Source organism: Arthrobacter rhamnosi (assembly GCF_054510855.1).
On record NZ_JBTNDT010000011.1, the window covers coordinates 16,919 to 33,181 of the forward strand.

The window sequence follows — 16,263 nt, forward strand, 5'->3', positions numbered from 1 at the left end:
GCAGGTCATCATCACGGGGCACTCGTCGATCCGGCGGTGCCGCATTTATGAGGGAGCAAGGCGATACAGATGGTAAAGCAGCCCGTATCCGTAAACGGCGTTGTCCGTTGGCGTGATGTGGGGTTGGCGGATGATGCACAACGCAAGCCTAAGGAGCGCAAAATGGTAGTTCTTCGCCATGAAATCGGCGACGTCCTCCGTGACGTCCGCCAGCGCCAGGGCCGTACCCTGCGCGAGGTGTCGCACAGTGCGAGGGTCTCCCTCGGATACCTCAGCGAGGTCGAGCGTGGACAGAAGGAAGCATCCTCTGAACTCCTCTCATCAATCTGCAGTGCACTCGAGGTGCCGCTTTCCTCGATGCTGCGGGAAGTCAGTGACCGCCTGGCAGAAGCAGAAGGCGTGTCGATCCCGGACACCATCCCCCAGGAGTTCTCCCGTGAGTTCGGGGAGGATCTCACCGACGATCTGAACGACGATTTCCGTCGGGGACTCGCGGCAACGAACCGCTAGTCGCCCGCGACAAGGAAGGCCCGCCCCCTCAGGGACGGGCCTTCCTGCCGTCTCCTACCAGTTGTCCTTGGTGTAGGTGCTGTTCAGCTGGGCGATCAGCGTGCCGAGACGGGTCAGGTCCTCCACGTCCCAGTCCTCCATGAGCTGGTGGAACGCCTGCTTGCGGGCCGTCTGGGCGGCCACGAGCTGACGCGTACCGGCGTCGGTGAGGGAGATGGACTGGGCCCGGCCGTCCAGCGGATCGGCCTCCTTGTGCACGAGCCCGAGCTGTTCCAGCATCGCGATCTGGCGGCTGACCGAGGGCTTGCCGACGCCGACGCTCGCCGCGATGTCCGTGAGGCGCATGGAGCCCTCGCGCTGCAGGATCACGAGGAGCCCGTAGGCGGCCGGCTCCATGTCCGGGTGCACGCGACGGGCCACCTTGTAGGAGTTCGACCTGGCGCGACGCCACAGCATGCTCAGCTGCTGTTCGAGGGCCTCGATGGCCGCGTCGGTGTCGGCATCTTCCCCGGGGTAGGCTGCAAGGCCCGGGCCGGGGTGGGTGGTGCTCGGCTTCGCGTTCATGGGCCAATTGTAGGGTTCCGGGGTGGGAGTGGCACCATGTGAGCCGGTCCGATCCGATGGTCCGACCCGGCGGGACGACCTGCGGTGGTTCCCGGGGCACATACCGGGTACGGTCTGCCGTGCGTGCCGCCGGAGGAGCCACCCATGAGCGGGACAGGGGGCCGTGCGGCTGCGCCCGTACGACCCATACACGAGAGCAGGGAACTGTAGATGCGGCTGAGTGATTTCTGGCGATTGATGGACGACGAGTTCGGCGAGCGGTACTCGCGGACCCTCGCCCGGGACCTGGTGGTCGATCGACTGGGCGACAGGACGGCCTCCGAGGCGCTGGGCGCCGGGGTCGATCCGAAGGCGGTCTGGGAGGCTGTGTGCCGGGCACAGGACGTGCCGCGCGAGCGCTGGCTGGGACGCGACGTGAAGCCCCGCTGAGCAGGGTGACAGCCCCCGGGGGAACACGCTGATCCCATCGAATAATCGAATACTTGTTCGGGCCGCGATATGATGGAGGCGGAGGCGGCGCCCTCTTGTGCACACAGCGGCGGCCCCACCTCAAACTGTCGGCGCAGGCTACTACAGTCGAATCGAACACTTAAACAGGCCGGTTGGCCATGAATGACCGAGGTGAAGAATGGCCGCTCCAGACCGCGAGAAAGCCCTAGAAGCTGCTCTCGCCCAGATCGACAAGCAGTACGGCAAGGGTTCCGTGATGCGTCTTGGTGATCAGACCAGGGCGCCCATCGAAACCATCTCCACGAGTTCCATCGCCCTGGATGCCGCACTCGGCATCGGCGGTCTTCCGCGCGGCAGGATCGTCGAGATCTACGGTCCGGAATCCTCCGGTAAGACCACCGTGGCCCTGCACGCCGTCGCGAGCGCACAGCGCAACGGAGGCATCGCAGCCTTCATCGACGCCGAGCACGCCCTGGATCCCGAGTACGCGAAGAAGCTCGGCGTGGACACGGACGCACTCCTCGTGTCGCAGCCGGATACGGGTGAGCAGGCGCTCGAGATCATGGACATGCTGATCGGCTCCGGCTCGATCGACATCGTCGTCATCGACTCCGTCGCCGCGCTCGTGCCCCGTGCCGAGATCGAGGGCGAGATGGGTGACAGTCACGTCGGCCTCCAGGCCCGCCTGATGAGCCAGGCCCTCCGGAAGATCACCGGCCGCCTGAGCCAGACCAAGACCACCGCGATCTTCATCAACCAGCTGCGCGAGAAGATCGGCGTGTTCTTCGGAAGCCCCGAGACCACCACGGGTGGCAAGGCGCTGAAGTTCTACGCGTCGGTCCGTATCGACGTGCGCCGCATCGAGACCCTGAAGGAAGGCGTGAACCCGGTGGGTAACCGGACCCGCGCCAAGATCGTCAAGAACAAGATGGCTCCGCCCTTCAAGCAGGCCGAGTTCGACATCCTGTACGGCCACGGCATCTCGCGCGAGGGTGGCCTGATCGACGTCGGAGTGGAGAACGGACTGGTGAAGAAGTCCGGTGCCTGGTTCACCTACGACGGCGACCAGCTCGGGCAGGGCAAGGAGAACGCCCGGAAGTTCCTCATCGACAATCCCGATCTGGCCGATGAGCTCGAGCAGAAGATCCGGGTCAAGCTGGGCATCGGAGTGCAGGTCGAAGAAGAGCCCGACGCACCCAAGCTCAAGGCTGTCAGCGGCGAGTAGGTCGCATGCCAATGGATGCCGGATCCGAGCCGGTCGAGTGGGGTACCTCGTTCGGCCGGTTCGGCTCCGACAGCTCTTCTGATGCCGACAGGGCTTCCCGACAGCCTGCGGCGAAGCGACAGGGGCTGACCCGGTCTGCCTCGTTCGGCGCCCCGAGTTCCGGTGCGCGCAGCGCGGGTGGAGCGGGACGGGGCGCTCCGGGCCGTCGCCGGCGATCGTCGGGGCGGCCCCCTGCCGATGATCCGTTCGGTCCCGTCGTCGGCTCGTCCGCCGATGGCCCCGTCGATCACGGCTCTGCCCACGGCGGTTCTGCCGACGAGGGCGGGTTCCGCGCTGGCCGCCGCGCCCGTGGTGTCTCGGGTGGCCGGACGGCACGTCGAGGATCGACCGGTGGCCAAGCGGCGCGTCGATCCGCGACGAGCCGAAGAGGTGGCAGCTCAGGGGAGGACTCCACGGGCGAAGCGCGTGGTCCAGGCGGGAGCGACGGATCCCTGCCTGACGGCACCCTGCCGGGTCCCGGCAGCCCGCCGTCCGGGGATCCTTCGGGCGGTACGGAGCCGACCAGGAGCGACGAGGACTGGGCGTCCGAGGCGCGCTCCATCCTGCTCCGCCAGTTGGCTCTCGGTGCACGGAGCCGGCACCAGCTCGCCCGGAAGCTCGCCGACCGGGAGATCCCGGCAGCCGTGGCCGCAGCACTCCTGGACCGGTTCGAGGAAGTCCAGTTGATCGACGACGCCGAGTTCGCCCGGATGTGGGTACGGACCCGCACCGCGGCCAAGGCGCTCTCCCGGTCCTCGCTGCGGCGAGAGCTCGCGGACAAGGGCATCGATCCCGACCTTGCGGAAGACGCGCTGCTCCAGGTCTCCGACGAGGACGAGCATGCCCAGGCGCGCGACGTCGTCCGCCGCAAGCTGCGCGGAAGCGCCGACCTCGCGGACCGTGCCGCGCGGGACAAGGAGGTGCGGAGGCTCGTCGGGGTCCTCGCACGCAAGGGGTACAGTCCGGGGACCGCCTTCTCCATCGTGAAGGATGTCCTCGCGGAGGCCGAGGCGCAGGACTGAGCGGCCTTCCGGCGATTGTGGGCCCCCACCGTCCCAGCCGTACGCTTGAGGGCGTGAGCATGACACTTCCCGTTCCCCTCGATGAGACCCCCAGCAGCGCCCCGGAGGCGCAGGACGAAGCGCAGGACGCCGGCGACCGGCGCACCTACGAGGTGCGGACCTTCGGCTGCCAGATGAACGTGCACGACTCCGAACGCATCTCCGGGCTGCTCGAGGGCGCCGGCCTCAGCAGGGTCGAGGACGGACAGGCGGACGTCGTCGTCTTCAACACCTGCGCCGTGCGTGAGAACGCCGACAACAAGCTCTACGGCAACCTCGGCATCCTGAAGGCCGTGAAGGAGGCGCGGCCGGGCATGCAGATCGCCGTCGGCGGCTGCCTGGCGCAGAAGGACCGCGAGACCATCCTGAAGAAGGCTCCCTGGGTGGACGCGGTGTTCGGAACGCACAACATCGGCGCACTTCCCGCCCTGCTGCAGCGCGCCCGGCACAACCAGGACGCGCAGCTCGAGATCCTCGAGTCGCTCGACGTCTTCCCGTCGACGCTGCCCACCAAGCGGGAATCCGTCTACGCGGGGTGGGTGTCCATCTCGGTCGGCTGCAACAACACCTGCACCTTCTGCATCGTGCCGTCGCTGCGGGGCAAGGAGCGCGACCGCAGGCCCGGGGAGATCCTCGCCGAGATCGAGGCGCTCGTGGCCGACGGCGCGGTGGAAGTCACGCTGCTGGGACAGAACGTCAATTCCTACGGCGTCGAGTTCGGCGACCGCGGCGCGTTCGCGAAGCTGCTGCGCGCGTGCGGGTCGATCGAGGGGCTCGAGCGCGTCCGCTTCACGAGCCCGCACCCCGCCGCCTTCACCGACGACGTCATCGACGCCATGGCCGAGACGCCCAACGTCATGCCGCAGCTCCACATGCCCCTGCAGTCGGGCTCCGACCCCGTCCTGAAGGCCATGCGCCGCTCCTACCGGTCGAGCCGCTTCCTCGGGATCCTCGACCGCGTCCGGGAGCGGATGCCGCACGCCGCCATCTCCACCGACATCATCGTCGGCTTCCCCGGCGAGACGGAGGAGGACTTCCAGGCCACCCTCGACGTCGTCGAGCAGTCCCGCTTCGCCACCGCCTTCACCTTCCAGTACTCGAAGAGGCCCGGCACACCCGCGGCCGAGCTGCCCGACCAGCTGCCCAAAGCCATCGTGCAGGAACGCTTCGAACGCCTCACCGCCCTCCAGGACCGCATCGCCCGGGAGGAGAACGCACGCCAGGTGGGCACGCTCGTCGAGGTGCTCGTCACCGACCAGCAGGGCCGCAAGGGAGGCGAGACGCACCGCCTGACGGGCCGCGCCCGCGACCAGCGCCTGGTGCACTTCTCGGTCCCGGCGGGCGCCGACGTGCCACGCCCGGGTGACTTCGTCACCCTGCCCGTCACGGAGGCGGCGTCGTTCCACCTGCTGTCCGACCCGACCACCGAGCAGTACTCCCTGCGCCGCTCACGCGCCGGCGACGCCTGGGACAGGAGCCAGGCCGACTCCTGCGCTGCCACGGCGCCGGCCGGTGGGGCCCCCCGCGCCGTGTCCCTCGGCATGCCGTCCCTGCCGGTGCGGGGGAGCGGCCGTTGACCCTTCCGGTCGTCGCGGTCGTCGGTCCCACCGGGTCGGGCAAGTCCGACCTCGGCGTCGCCCTGGCGCAGCGGCTCGGGGGAGAGGTGATCAACGCCGACGCCCTGCAGTTCTACCGCGGCATGGACATCGGCACGGCGAAGCTTCCCGAGCATGACCGCGGGGGCATCGAGCACCACCTGCTGGACGTGCTCGACGTCACCGAGGAGGCCAGCGTGGCCGCCTACCAGGAGAACGCCCGCAGGATCATCGACGAGATCCGCAGCCGCGGGCGCGTTCCCGTGCTCGTCGGCGGATCCGGGCTGTACGTCCGGGCAGCCCTGGACCGGCTGGAGTTCCCGCCCACCGACCCCGCGGTGCGTGCGCAGCTCGAGGTGGACATCGCCCGGGTGGGAAGCGAGGCCTTCCGCGAGCGGCTGCGCGCCGTGGACAGCGTGTCCGCGGAACGGATCGACGACGACCGCCGGCTCATCCGGGCCCTCGAGGTGTTCGAGGTCAGCGGACGGCCCTTCAGCGCCTTCATGCCGAGGCGCGAGTACCACCAGCCGACGGTGCAGATCGGTCTCGGCGTCGACCGCGAGGTGCTGCGGGAGAGACTCGCCGACCGCGTGCACGCCATGGTCCGCGCCGGCCTCGGACAGGAGGTGGAGCGCCTCGCCGCAGCCGGGCTCCGGGACGGTCGGACGGCGTCGCGCGCCCTCGGCTACGCGCAGTTCCTCCGGGTGCTGGATGGCTCCCTCACGGAAGCGGAGGCCATCGAGGACACGATCGCCGCCACCCGCCGGTTCGCACGACGCCAGCTGACCTGGTTCCGCGGCGACCCCCGTGTCGCCTGGACCGACTGGCAGGACCCCGGCCTCGTCGAGCGGGCGGTCGGGATCGTCGAACGGCGCCGGGACCTATCCTAGGACGGTGACCGATTCCCTCGCCGAAGCACCGTCCTCCGCAGCCCCGCGCCCTTCCGACGCCGCGGGCCTGTCCTTCACCAAGGGCCACGGCACCGGCAACGACTTCCTCCTGACCCTCGACCCCGAGGGCGCCGCTCCCACCGACGCCTCGTTCGTCGCCGCCCTGTGCGACCGGAACCGGGGCCTCGGTGCCGACGGGTATATCCGCGCCGTCCGGTCCGCTGCGCTTCCCGAAGGCCGTGCCCTGCTGCAGACCGACCCTGCTGCAGAATGGTTCATGGACTACCGCAACGGGGACGGCTCCGTCTCGGAGATGTGCGGCAACGGCGTGAGGGTCTTCGCCCACTTCCTCCTCGCCAAGGGCGTCGCCGCACTGCCCGAGGGCGGCGCTCTCGCGATCGGGACCCGCGCAGGGGTCAAGCGCGTCACCCGTTCCGGGGACGGGTACGCCGTGGACATGGGACCCTGGGAATTCATCTTCCCGGATGCCGCCGTGGCGCGCGGCACGGATTCCCTCGTGGGCATCGGAGGGCTCGACGTCGACCGGCCCGCCCTGTCCATCAGCATGGGCAACCCGCACACCGTGGTGGCGCTGGCCGAGCACGCCGAACTGGAACGGACCGAGCTGTACAGGGCACCCGCGGTCCGGCCCGTTCCGCCGGCCGGCACGAACGTCGAACTGGTGGTTCCGGCCGATCCGCTGGTGGGGGACGACGGCGTCGGGCGCCTCCGGATGCGCGTGCACGAACGCGGCGTCGGCGAGACCCAGTCCTGCGGAACCGGAGCGTGTGCCGCAGCCGCGGCGACGAGGTACTGGGCAGGAGAGGGCGCCCCCGCACAGTGGCTGGTGAGCGTGCCCGGTGGAGTCGTCGGTGTGACGTTCTTCGACGGTCCCGAGGGGCGAGAGCACGTCCAGCTCAGCGGGCCGGCCGTCCTCGTGGCCGACGTCGTGCTGCTGCCGACCGGCTGACGCCCCGGCCGTCCCGGTCCAGGCGCCCGCCTCGGGTCGGGCGGTGTTCCTCGAGTCGGGCCGGGCGGTGCACCTCGGGTCAGGCGGGGCGGTGCACCTCGAGGATGCGGAACGACTTGGAGGTCTCCGCGCGACGCACGCTGAACCCTTCGGGCAGTTCCTCCCCGAGCCATCGCTGCAGGGAGTCCGCGCCGAGGTTCTTCTGCACCACGAGCCAGGCCCGTCCTCCGGGAGCGAGGCGCGGCAGCCAGCGGAGCAGCAGGCCGTGCAGTTCCTGCTTGCCGATCCGGATGGGCGGGTTGGACCAGATCGTGTCGAACTCGAGCGCGGGGTCGACGTCGTCGGGTGCGCCCGCGATCACGTTGCGGAGCCCGAGGCGCTCGGCGTTCTCGGCGGTGAGGGCGATGCACCGCTCGTTCACGTCGACCGCATGGACCTCCGCCTCCGGGGCCTTCAGCGCCATCGTGAGGGCGATCGGTCCCCAGCCGCAGCCGATGTCAAGCATCCGGTGTCCCTCGGGGTCCGGGACCGAGCCGAGGAGAATGGCAGTCCCCTTGTCGACGCCATCGGGACTGAAGAGCCCCGACGACGTCACGAGGTCCCGGCGGGTGCCGGCAAGGATTACGGACAGGGGCCTGCGGGTATCCGGGCCGGCCGGCTGGGCGCTGAAATAGTGCTGTGACTCCATGACGAAAAGCCTAGTGCCACGCCGGAACCCGTCGCTGCGGGGAGGTTTCGCGCTGGGAGAAGTGGCTGGAACGCGTCAGGCGGGCGGCCGTAGAATCGGACTACATCCATTGAGGGAGACTATGACCACGAATAACGGACACTCCACCGGGTCCGACATGGGCCGGGAGGAGATCCAGGCCGTCATCGACCGGATCCTCGCCAGCGACGAAGCTGCAGCGGCGAAGACCAGGGCGAAGGACGGAACAGCGAAACCGGAGGAGACGACGGCGCCCGCCGAGAAGACGTGGCGATCGCATGCCCTCGCACTGTCGGGCGACGAGGACGCTTCCGACGCCGACGGTGACCAGCAGGACCTGGCCGAGCGGAACGCACGTCGCCGCGTGGCGGGACTGTCCACCGAACTCGAGGACGTCACGGAGGTCGAGTACCGGCAGCTGCGGCTGGAGCGGGTCGTCCTCGCGGGACTGTGGAGCGAAGGCACCGCGCAGGACGCGGAGAACTCGCTGCAGGAGCTGGCCGCACTCGCCGAGACCGCAGGATCCGAGGTGCTCGACGGTATCGTGCAGCGACGCCTGAAGCCGGACCCCGCCACGTTCCTCGGCTCGGGCAAGGCCCAGGAGCTGAAGGAGATCGTGCACGCGACCGGAGCGGACACGGTGATCGTGGACAGCGAGCTGTCGCCGTCGCAGCGCCGCGGCCTGGAGGACATCGTCAAGGTCAAGGTCATCGACCGCACGGCACTGATCCTGGACATCTTCGCGCAGCACGCCAAGAGCCGGGAAGGCAAGGCGCAGGTGGAGCTCGCGCAGCTCGAGTACCTTCTGCCGCGTCTTCGTGGCTGGGGCGAGTCGATGTCCCGCCAGGCGGGTGGCCAGGTCGGTAGCGCAAGCGCCGGCATGGGCTCCCGTGGCCCCGGCGAGACGAAGATCGAACTCGATCGTCGGAAGATCCGGACCCGCATGGCGAAGCTGCGTCGCGAGATCGCAGGGATGAAGCCCGCACGCGAGACCAAGCGGTCCAACCGCCGTCGGAACCAGGTGCCCTCCGTGGCGATCGCCGGCTACACGAACGCCGGCAAGTCGTCACTGCTGAACCGGCTGACGGACGCGGGCGTCCTCGTCGAGAACGCGCTCTTCGCGACACTGGATCCGACCATCCGCAGGGCCGAGACCCCGGACGGGATCGGCTACACGCTGGCCGACACCGTCGGGTTCGTTCGGTCGCTCCCGACGCAGCTGGTCGAGGCCTTCCGCTCGACCCTCGAGGAAGTGGCGGACGCCGACCTGATCCTCCACGTCGTCGACGCCTCGCACCCGGATCCGGAGGGGCAGATCGCCGCAGTGCGCGCCGTCCTGACCGAGGTGGATGCGCGCAAGGTGCCCGAGATCATCGTGCTGAACAAGGCCGACGCGGCCGATCCGTTCGTCATCGAGCGGCTCCGGCAGCGCGAGCCGCGGTCCGTGGTCGTGTCCGCCCGCACGGGTGCAGGACTGACGGAGCTCCAGCAGCTCATCAGCACGAACATCCCGCGCCCGGCCGTGAAGCTGGACCTTCTGGTGCCCTACGAGCGGGGCGAGGTCGTGAGCCGCCTCCACGAGGAGGACGTCGAGATCCTCAGTACGGAACACCTCGACGAGGGCACCCGCCTCGGAGTGATGGTGCGGGAAGGCCTGGCCGCCGAGCTGGAGCAGTTCGTCCGGCATGAGTGACAGCGCGCCGTCCGGTGCTGCCGTCGCAGCGCCGGACGCGCCGCGACACTCATCCGAGGCACAGCAGGCCCTCGACCTGCTCGATGCCGCCGTCGGGTCCATGGGCGGGGAGATGCGCGCCGGCCAGCACGAGATGGTGCGGCAGGTGAGCGAGGCCATCCGGACGGGAGACCATCTGCTCGTCCAGGCCGGCACCGGTACCGGCAAGTCGCTCGCGTACCTCGTGCCGCTGATCGCCCATGCGATGGACAGCGATCGCCCCTCGGTCGTCTCGACCGCGACGCTCGCCCTGCAGGCGCAGATCGTCGGCCGGGACCTCCCGAGGCTCCTCGACGCCGTGCGGCCGGCGCTCGAACGTCCGGTCGACGTCGCGCTGCTCAAGGGCCGCTCCAACTACGTGTGCCTGCACAAGACGGGCGGAGGCTTCCCCGAGGAGGACGCCCCCGGTGCGCTCTTCAGCCTCGGCGAGGACGCGGCTCCGCATCCCTCGCCCGCAGGCGGAGGCGGCGCGCCCGCGTCGGCGCTCGGCAGGGAGGTGGTCCGGCTCCGCGAGTGGGCGGAGGAGACGACGACGGGGGACCGCGACGACCTGGTGCCCGGTGTCAGCGACCGCGCGTGGCGGCAGGTCTCCGTCTCCAGCATGGAGTGCCTTGGCGCCGCGCGCTGCCCGGTGGCGCAGGAGTGCTTCAGCGAGAAGGCACGCGCGGCCGCAGCCGACGCCGACATCATCATCACGAACCATGCGATGCTCGCCATCAGCGCCTTCGAGGGGCTCGCGGTCCTGCCCGAATACGACGTCGTGGTCATCGACGAGGCGCACGAGCTCCACGACCGGGTGACCGGGGCCGTCTCCGGACAGCTCTCGGCCTCCATGGTCACGGCGGCCGCAACCGCGCTCCGCCGCCATGCATCCATCGGCACCGCATCCCTCGATACCGCTGCCGACGCCTTCGAGGCCGCGTCCGAGCTCGTCCCGTCCGGGCTGCTGCCCGGCGCCCTGCCGGAGGACCTCGAGCAGGCCCTGGCGCAGGTGCGGGACGCGGCACGCGCCGCACTATCCGACACGAAGACCGACGGCAAATCCGAGGCCGACGCCGACGGCGGCCGGCAGGTCGCCCGCTCCCGGACGACACTGGTCTTCGAGCTCGCGGAGCGGATCCTCGCCGCCGCCGATCTCAACGAGGTCGTGTGGGCCTCGCGCCCGAGCACGTTCACGCCCGGCTCCGGGTACGCACAGCCGGACGACAGCGCGCCCGCGACGCTGAACGTCGCTCCGCTCTCCGTCGCGGGCAGGCTGCGCGAGGGACTGTTCGAGGACCACACGGTGATCCTCACGTCGGCGACCCTCGCGATCGGCTCCGAGTTCGGGCCCGTCGCGGGATCCCTGGGGCTGAGCGGGCCCGGCGCCCCCGCCTGGACCGGTGTCGACGTCGGCAGCCCGTTCGACTATCCGCGCCAGGGTGTCCTCTACGTGGCGAAGGATCTCCCCAAACCCGAACGAGGCACCTCGGACGCGCAACTGGAGGAACTCCTGGCGCTCCTCACGGCGTCGCGCGGGGGAGCGCTCGGTCTGTTCTCCTCCAAACGGGCCGCCGAGGAAGCGGCGGAGGCCCTGCGGCCCAAGGTCGACTTCGGGATCCTGTGCCAGGGTGAGTCCTCGCTCAACGCCCTCGTGACGCAGTTCGCCGACGAACCGGACACCTGCCTGTTCGGGACGATGTCCCTGTGGCAGGGCGTCGACGTGCCGGGCTCGTCATGCCGCCTGGTGGTCATCGACCGCATCCCGTTCCCGCGCCCGGACGATCCGCTCATGACGGCCCGGACAAGGGCCGTGGCGCGCAATGGAGGCAACGGCTTCATGAGTGTGTCCGCCACGCATGCGGCGGTGCGGCTCGCGCAGGGCGCGGGACGCCTGATCCGCGCGACGGGCGACCGCGGCGTCGTCGCCGTTCTTGACAGCCGTCTCGCCACCGCGCGCTACGGCGGCTTCCTCAGGGCGGCACTGCCGCCCTTCTGGGCGACGACGGACAGGGCGACAGTCACTGGCATCCTCGAGCGGCTCTCGGCCCGCTGAGCCGCGGCAGGGCCGCGCGCGTGCGGCCCGGGCGGCCCTGCCGGCCAGATGTTCCTGCCCGATGGTCCCGGCAGGGCCCCCGGCAGGGCACCCATCAGGCTTCCCTGCCGGCGGACCCCGGCCCAGTACAGCTAGAGGGCGCGCATCACCGAGACGACCTTGCCCATGATGCTGGCGTGGTCGCCGAGGATCGGCTCGTAGCGGGTGTTCTGCGGCAGGAGCCAGGTGTGGCCGTCGCGCTGGCGGAAGGTCTTCACGGTCGCCTCGTCGTCGAGCAGTGCCGCGACGATGTCACCGTTCTGGGCACTCTGCTGGCGCCGGACGACCACCCAGTCGCCGTCACAGATGGCGGCATCCACCATGGAGTCCCCGGAGACCCTGAGCATGAAGAGGTCACCGTGCCCGACGAGCTGTCGCGGCAGGGGCATGACGTCCTCGACGACCTGGTCCGCGAGGATCGGCCCACCCGCGGCGATGCGCCCGACCAGCGGCACGAGGGCGGTGTCCACGGCGATCTGGTGTCCTGCCCTGCGGTCGGCGGACGAGCCGTCCTCGCTCGGAGCCGCTTCGGAGGCGAGCGTCAGCGGCAGCAGCACTTCCATGGCCCGCGGGCGCTTCGGGTCGCGCCGCAGGTACCCGAGGCGCTCGAGCTGCGACAGCTGATGGGTCACGCTCGAGAGGCTCGCCAGGCCGACAGTATCCCCGATCTCCCGCATTGACGGCGGGTAGCCCTTGTCGGCGATCGACCGCTGGATGGTCTCGAGGATCGTCAGCTGGCGCGCGGTGAGCCCCTTGGACGCCGAGCGGCCGCGCGGGCGTCCACGGCCCGCCGAGATCGGCACGGCGTCGGTCGGAACGTCGGCGGTGTTCGATTCCTGCCGGGCTGCCGGTGTTGATTCCGCCACTGTTGTGCCTTTCGCCTGGGACTGCAGATCCCATGTCGTCCGCCTGCCGATCACTGGGAGGTTTTCTGTCAGAGGCGGGTGGTTGTCTGAGATACACCACCGGCTTGCCTGCCCTGAGCGGCAGCTTCCGCCGGTGATGTCCTGTCCTGTTCACGCTAGGACAGACAGGCGCAGTTATCAAACATATGTTCGAGCGAGTCTCGACAACGCTCGTCCGTGAGTGCTAGAAATAGGCAACGTGGAATTAGAACGCGTGTTCGAATCGAACGGATTGTTCGAGGAGGACATTCGAAGGGAAAGAGGTAAGGCAATGGCTGAAGCACCGGCACTGCACGGCAGCACCGCGCTGTGGGCACTGGCGCCCGTTCGTTCGGAGGCCCGCCTCCGGCTCGTCCATGCCGCGCCTCGCTCCACCCCCGCACCGTCCCTCCGGTCGGCGTCCGGTTTCGTGCGGCTTCCGCACGTACAGCCGGATGCGTCCCGCACCTCCACGCAGCGGAGTGCGGCGCATGCGCTGACCCTGACGCGCCGCGGACGCCTGCTGCTGGTCGGCCTGCCGATCGCGCTGGGCGTCGCCGCCCTGATCCTCCTGGGCGCCTTCCTGACCTCGCAGGCCAAGGCCGGGGAGTCGGCTCCCGCATCGTCGTCGACGGTTGAGGTGAGTGTCACGGCGGGGGAGACGCTGTGGGACCTCGCCATCCGGTACGCGCCGGAGCGCGACCCGCGGGACGTGGTGGCGGAGATCGTGGAACTCAACGACCTGCACACCTCCCTCGTCCGGGCGGGGCAGAGTATCGCGGTGCCCGCCGGCGCATAGTCGGGGCGGAGTGGGCGCCCGGTGCGGCGACGCGGCATTAGCTGAGACCGGAAGCATCCCTTAAACTCGAAGGGTGCCATCCTCCGTCGACGCCCTCGCGAACCTTCCCCTGCGTGATGACCTCGTCGGGTTGCACCCGTACGGCGCCCCGCAGCTGGACGTACCCATCCTGCTGAACGTCAACGAGAACACCCACGGCGTCCCCGCCGACGTCCACGCCGCCATCGTCGCGGCGGTGGCGGAGGCTACGCAGGGCCTCAACCGCTACCCGGACCGGGAGTTCAGCGAGCTCCGGAAGAACCTCGCCGACTACCTGGGGCACGGGCTGACGCCCGACCAGCTGTGGGCGGCCAACGGCTCCAACGAAGTGCTCCAACAGGTCCTCCAGGCCTTCGGCGGACCGGGACGCACCGCGCTGGGCTTTCCTCCCACCTATTCCATGTACCCGCTGCTTGCCAGCGGCACGGGTACCCGGTACGTGACCGCCGAGCGCGGCTCCGCGTACACCATGACGGCAGAGGCGACGGCGCAGGCCGTGCGGAACTCGGCCGCGAACATCGTCTTCCTGTGCTCGCCGAACAACCCGACCGGCACGGCCCTCGGGCTGGACGTCATCGAAGCCGCCTACGAGGCCGGGGAGGATGCGCGGGCCGTCATCATCGTGGACGAGGCCTACGGGGAGTTCGCGCACCAGGGGACGCCGAGCGCCCTCACGCTGCTCCGCGGGCGTCCCCGGCTCCTCGTGTCCCGCACGATGAGCAAGGCCTTCGCCCTGGCCGGGGCGAGGCTCGGCTACCTCGCAGCAGCCCCGGAGGTCACCGACGCCCTCCGGCTGGTGCGCCTCCCGTACCACCTCTCCGCCATCACGCAGGCGGCGGCCAACGCGGCCCTCACCCACGCGGACACGCTGCTGTCCAACGTCGAGGCGATCAAGGTGCAGCGGGACCGCATCGTGCGGGAGCTCGGCGAGCTGGGGCTCTCCCCGGCTCCGTCGGACGCCAACTTCGTCTTCTTCTCCGGCCTCGAGGACCCCCACCGGGTGTGGGAGGGCCTGCTCGAGGCGGGCGTGCTGATCCGCGACGTCGGCATCCCCGGGTCCCTGCGGGTCACCGCGGGAACAGAGCAGGAGACCACGGTGTTCCTCACTGCGTTGAGGACGCTGCTGTAGCACGTCCCCTCTCCCTGCAGGGGTCCCCGCACCGGCGCCGGGTGCTGTTCTCCTAGACTTGGAGTGCAGGGACCACCCGCGACCCCGCGTCGCCCAGCCCGTCGATCAGCGTCCGGCAAGCCCGGAAGCGCACAGAAGGAATGCAATGACAGTTGATGCCGCCCGCGGCCGCACGGCCCGCATCGAGCGCGTCACGAGCGAGTCCAGTGTCCTCGTGGAACTCGACCTCGACGGCACCGGTGCCTCGTCGATCGACACCACCGTGCCCTTCTACGACCACATGCTCACGGCGCTGTCGAAGCACTCGCTGATCGACCTGACGATCCGGTCCTCCGGAGACACGCACATCGACGTCCACCACACCGTCGAGGACACGGCCATAGCGATCGGTGAGGCCCTCCGGCTCGCATTGGGCACCAAGGCCGGCATCCGCCGCTTCGGCGAGGCGACCGTCCCGCTGGACGAGGCCCTGGCCAACGCCGTCGTCGACATCTCCGGCCGCCCGTTCCTCGTGCACGGCGGCGAGCCCGCCGGGCAGGAATACCACCTCATCGGCGGCCACTTCACCGGGTCCCTGACCCGCCACGTGCTGGAGGCCATCGCCCTGCACGCCCAGATCTGCCTCCACGTCACCGTCATCGCGGGACGGGACCCCCACCACATCGTCGAAGCCCAGTTCAAGGCCCTCGCCCGCGCGCTGCGCGCGGCCGTGGAGCCCGACCCCCGGGTCGAGGGCATCCCGTCCACGAAGGGAGCGCTATGACCGCGCGTACCGTCACCGTGCTCGACTACGGATCGGGCAACGTGCGCTCCGTGGTCCGCGCGCTCGAGCACGTGGGCGCGGAGGTCGTGCTCAGCGCCAAGCCCGACGACGTCCTCACCGCGGACGGACTGCTCGTGCCCGGCGTCGGTGCGTTCGCCGCCGTGATGAAGGGGCTGAAGGACGTCGACGCCCTGCGCATGATCGGGCGGCGCGTGGCGGGCGGCCGCCCTGTCCTCGGGATCTGCGTGGGACTGCAGGTGCTGTTCGACGAAGGCGTGGAGCACGGTGTGCGCACGCCGGGCATGGGCGAGTGGCCCGGGACGGTCGAGCGGCTGAAGGCCGACGTCGTTCCGCACATGGGCTGGAACACGGTGGAGCCACCGGAGGACTCCGTCCTCTTCGACGGCATCGCGGACCAGCGTTTCTACTTCGTGCATTCCTATGGCGTCCAGGACTGGTCCTTCGACGTGACCCAGCCGGCCATGAAGCCGCCGCAGGTCACCTGGTCCGACCACGGAGGACGCTTCATCGCCGCCGTCGAGAACGGCCCGCTCAGCGCCACCCAGTTCCACCCGGAGAAGTCCGGGGACGCGGGAGCCCAGCTGCTGAGGAACTGGATCGAAGGACTCCGGTGAGCGGATGCTGAGCCTCGTGCTCATGGGAGCCGCAGGCCTCCTCATCGGCGGAGCGTTCTCCCTGCGCAGCCAGGACTTCCCCCGCTGGGTGTGGATCGCGTTCCTGGTGCTGGCCGCGCTCTCGCTGCTCGCCGCCTATCTCTTCACCCTTCCCGGCGACTAGCCGGATCCCGCACCCGACCGCCCAGACCCAGCGGC

Annotated in this window: 17 protein-coding genes; 14 read left to right on the top strand and 3 right to left on the bottom strand. The window is 69.9% G+C overall.

Features of this window, described 5'->3' with window-relative positions; genetic code table 11:
- Positions 1-69: 69 nt before the first annotated feature.
- The gene (locus ACX80I_RS16460) at positions 70-510 is read left to right on the top strand and encodes a helix-turn-helix domain-containing protein (RefSeq protein WP_087072152.1); all 441 of its coding nucleotides are present in this window, start codon (positions 70-72) and stop codon (positions 508-510) included.
- A 54-nt stretch (positions 511-564) separates the two neighbouring features.
- On the opposite strand, the gene ACX80I_RS16465 is transcribed toward ACX80I_RS16460, so the two are convergent.
- Positions 565-1,074 (bottom strand): MarR family winged helix-turn-helix transcriptional regulator, encoded by a 510-nt coding sequence (locus ACX80I_RS16465; protein WP_459346186.1) that lies wholly within the window; start codon positions 1,072-1,074, stop codon positions 565-567.
- A gap of 210 nt (positions 1,075-1,284) precedes the next feature.
- On the opposite strand from ACX80I_RS16465, the gene ACX80I_RS16470 reads away from it, so the two are divergent.
- The 6 genes from ACX80I_RS16470 to dapF all read left to right on the top strand — a co-directional run bounded on the left by ACX80I_RS16470 (position 1,285) and on the right by dapF (position 7,304).
- Positions 1,285-1,503, top strand: coding sequence for a DUF3046 domain-containing protein (locus ACX80I_RS16470; RefSeq protein ID WP_087072153.1), 219 nt, complete (start codon positions 1,285-1,287; stop codon positions 1,501-1,503).
- 199 nt (positions 1,504-1,702) lie between these two features.
- The gene (gene recA, locus ACX80I_RS16475; RefSeq protein ID WP_301230059.1) at positions 1,703-2,749 is read left to right on the top strand and encodes a recombinase RecA; all 1,047 of its coding nucleotides are present in this window, start codon (positions 1,703-1,705) and stop codon (positions 2,747-2,749) included.
- Positions 2,750-3,351: 602 nt separating this feature from the next.
- Positions 3,352-3,810, top strand: a complete 459-nt coding sequence (locus ACX80I_RS16480; RefSeq protein WP_459346226.1) for a regulatory protein RecX — start codon at positions 3,352-3,354, stop codon at positions 3,808-3,810.
- A gap of 59 nt (positions 3,811-3,869) precedes the next feature.
- Positions 3,870-5,426 carry a tRNA (N6-isopentenyl adenosine(37)-C2)-methylthiotransferase MiaB gene (miaB, locus tag ACX80I_RS16485; protein WP_459346227.1) on the top strand — a complete coding sequence of 519 codons (1,557 nt, stop codon included), beginning with the start codon at positions 3,870-3,872 and terminating at the stop codon, positions 5,424-5,426.
- Positions 5,423-6,334: a tRNA (adenosine(37)-N6)-dimethylallyltransferase MiaA gene (gene miaA / locus ACX80I_RS16490; RefSeq protein WP_459346187.1), complete on the top strand. Its 912-nt coding sequence runs from the start codon at positions 5,423-5,425 to the stop codon at positions 6,332-6,334. The genes miaB and miaA overlap by 4 nt, the downstream gene beginning before the upstream one ends.
- A 4-nt stretch (positions 6,335-6,338) precedes the next feature.
- Positions 6,339-7,304, top strand: coding sequence for a diaminopimelate epimerase (gene dapF, locus ACX80I_RS16495; protein ID WP_459346188.1), 966 nt, complete (start codon positions 6,339-6,341; stop codon positions 7,302-7,304).
- 79 nt (positions 7,305-7,383) lie between these two features.
- On the opposite strand, the gene ACX80I_RS16500 is transcribed toward dapF, so the two are convergent.
- Positions 7,384-7,992: a class I SAM-dependent methyltransferase gene (locus tag ACX80I_RS16500; RefSeq protein ID WP_459346189.1), complete on the bottom strand. Its 609-nt coding sequence runs from the start codon at positions 7,990-7,992 to the stop codon at positions 7,384-7,386.
- Between the two features lie 121 nt (positions 7,993-8,113).
- Here ACX80I_RS16500 and hflX point away from each other — a divergent pair, with 121 nt between their 5' ends.
- Positions 8,114-9,703, top strand: a complete 1,590-nt coding sequence (gene hflX, locus ACX80I_RS16505; RefSeq protein ID WP_459346190.1) for a GTPase HflX — start codon at positions 8,114-8,116, stop codon at positions 9,701-9,703.
- Positions 9,696-11,777 carry an ATP-dependent DNA helicase gene (locus tag ACX80I_RS16510; protein WP_459346191.1) on the top strand — a complete coding sequence of 694 codons (2,082 nt, stop codon included), beginning with the start codon at positions 9,696-9,698 and terminating at the stop codon, positions 11,775-11,777. The genes hflX and ACX80I_RS16510 overlap by 8 nt, the downstream gene beginning before the upstream one ends.
- A gap of 131 nt (positions 11,778-11,908) precedes the next feature.
- On the opposite strand, the gene lexA is transcribed toward ACX80I_RS16510, so the two are convergent.
- Positions 11,909-12,619, bottom strand: a complete 711-nt coding sequence (gene lexA / locus ACX80I_RS16515) for a transcriptional repressor LexA (RefSeq protein ID WP_459346228.1) — start codon at positions 12,617-12,619, stop codon at positions 11,909-11,911.
- A gap of 373 nt (positions 12,620-12,992) precedes the next feature.
- On the opposite strand from lexA, the gene ACX80I_RS16520 reads away from it, so the two are divergent.
- The 5 genes from ACX80I_RS16520 to ACX80I_RS16540 all read left to right on the top strand — a co-directional run bounded on the left by ACX80I_RS16520 (position 12,993) and on the right by ACX80I_RS16540 (position 16,228).
- Positions 12,993-13,499: a LysM peptidoglycan-binding domain-containing protein gene (locus ACX80I_RS16520; RefSeq protein ID WP_459346192.1), complete on the top strand. Its 507-nt coding sequence runs from the start codon at positions 12,993-12,995 to the stop codon at positions 13,497-13,499.
- A gap of 73 nt (positions 13,500-13,572) precedes the next feature.
- Positions 13,573-14,667, top strand: a complete 1,095-nt coding sequence (locus ACX80I_RS16525; protein WP_459346193.1) for a histidinol-phosphate transaminase — start codon at positions 13,573-13,575, stop codon at positions 14,665-14,667.
- A gap of 145 nt (positions 14,668-14,812) precedes the next feature.
- Positions 14,813-15,430: an imidazoleglycerol-phosphate dehydratase HisB gene (gene hisB / locus ACX80I_RS16530; protein WP_459346194.1), complete on the top strand. Its 618-nt coding sequence runs from the start codon at positions 14,813-14,815 to the stop codon at positions 15,428-15,430.
- Positions 15,427-16,065 (top strand): imidazole glycerol phosphate synthase subunit HisH, encoded by a 639-nt coding sequence (gene hisH / locus ACX80I_RS16535; RefSeq protein ID WP_459346195.1) that lies wholly within the window; start codon positions 15,427-15,429, stop codon positions 16,063-16,065. Before hisB ends, hisH begins: the two co-directional genes overlap by 4 nt.
- A gap of 4 nt (positions 16,066-16,069) precedes the next feature.
- The gene (locus tag ACX80I_RS16540; protein WP_301230081.1) at positions 16,070-16,228 is read left to right on the top strand and encodes a CG2302 family histidine operon protein; all 159 of its coding nucleotides are present in this window, start codon (positions 16,070-16,072) and stop codon (positions 16,226-16,228) included.
- Positions 16,229-16,263: the final 35 nt, after the last annotated feature.

Bases quoted from the DNA above. Each gene is read 5' to 3' on its own strand.
- ACX80I_RS16460 (WP_087072152.1), top strand. From the start codon at position 70: ATGGTAAAGCAGCCCGTATCCGTAAACGGCGTTGTCCGTTGGCGTGAT.
- ACX80I_RS16465 (WP_459346186.1), bottom strand. From the start codon at position 1,074: ATGAACGCGAAGCCGAGCACCACCCACCCCGGCCCGGGCCTTGCAGCC.
- ACX80I_RS16470 (WP_087072153.1), top strand. From the start codon at position 1,285: ATGCGGCTGAGTGATTTCTGGCGATTGATGGACGACGAGTTCGGCGAG.
- recA (WP_301230059.1), top strand. From the start codon at position 1,703: ATGGCCGCTCCAGACCGCGAGAAAGCCCTAGAAGCTGCTCTCGCCCAG.
- miaB (WP_459346227.1), top strand. From the start codon at position 3,870: ATGACACTTCCCGTTCCCCTCGATGAGACCCCCAGCAGCGCCCCGGAG.
- ACX80I_RS16500 (WP_459346189.1), bottom strand. From the start codon at position 7,992: ATGGAGTCACAGCACTATTTCAGCGCCCAGCCGGCCGGCCCGGATACC.
- hflX (WP_459346190.1), top strand. From the start codon at position 8,114: ATGACCACGAATAACGGACACTCCACCGGGTCCGACATGGGCCGGGAG.
- ACX80I_RS16510 (WP_459346191.1), top strand. From the start codon at position 9,696: ATGAGTGACAGCGCGCCGTCCGGTGCTGCCGTCGCAGCGCCGGACGCG.
- ACX80I_RS16520 (WP_459346192.1), top strand. From the start codon at position 12,993: ATGGCTGAAGCACCGGCACTGCACGGCAGCACCGCGCTGTGGGCACTG.
- hisB (WP_459346194.1), top strand. From the start codon at position 14,813: ATGACAGTTGATGCCGCCCGCGGCCGCACGGCCCGCATCGAGCGCGTC.
- hisH (WP_459346195.1), top strand. From the start codon at position 15,427: ATGACCGCGCGTACCGTCACCGTGCTCGACTACGGATCGGGCAACGTG.
- ACX80I_RS16540 (WP_301230081.1), top strand. From the start codon at position 16,070: ATGCTGAGCCTCGTGCTCATGGGAGCCGCAGGCCTCCTCATCGGCGGA.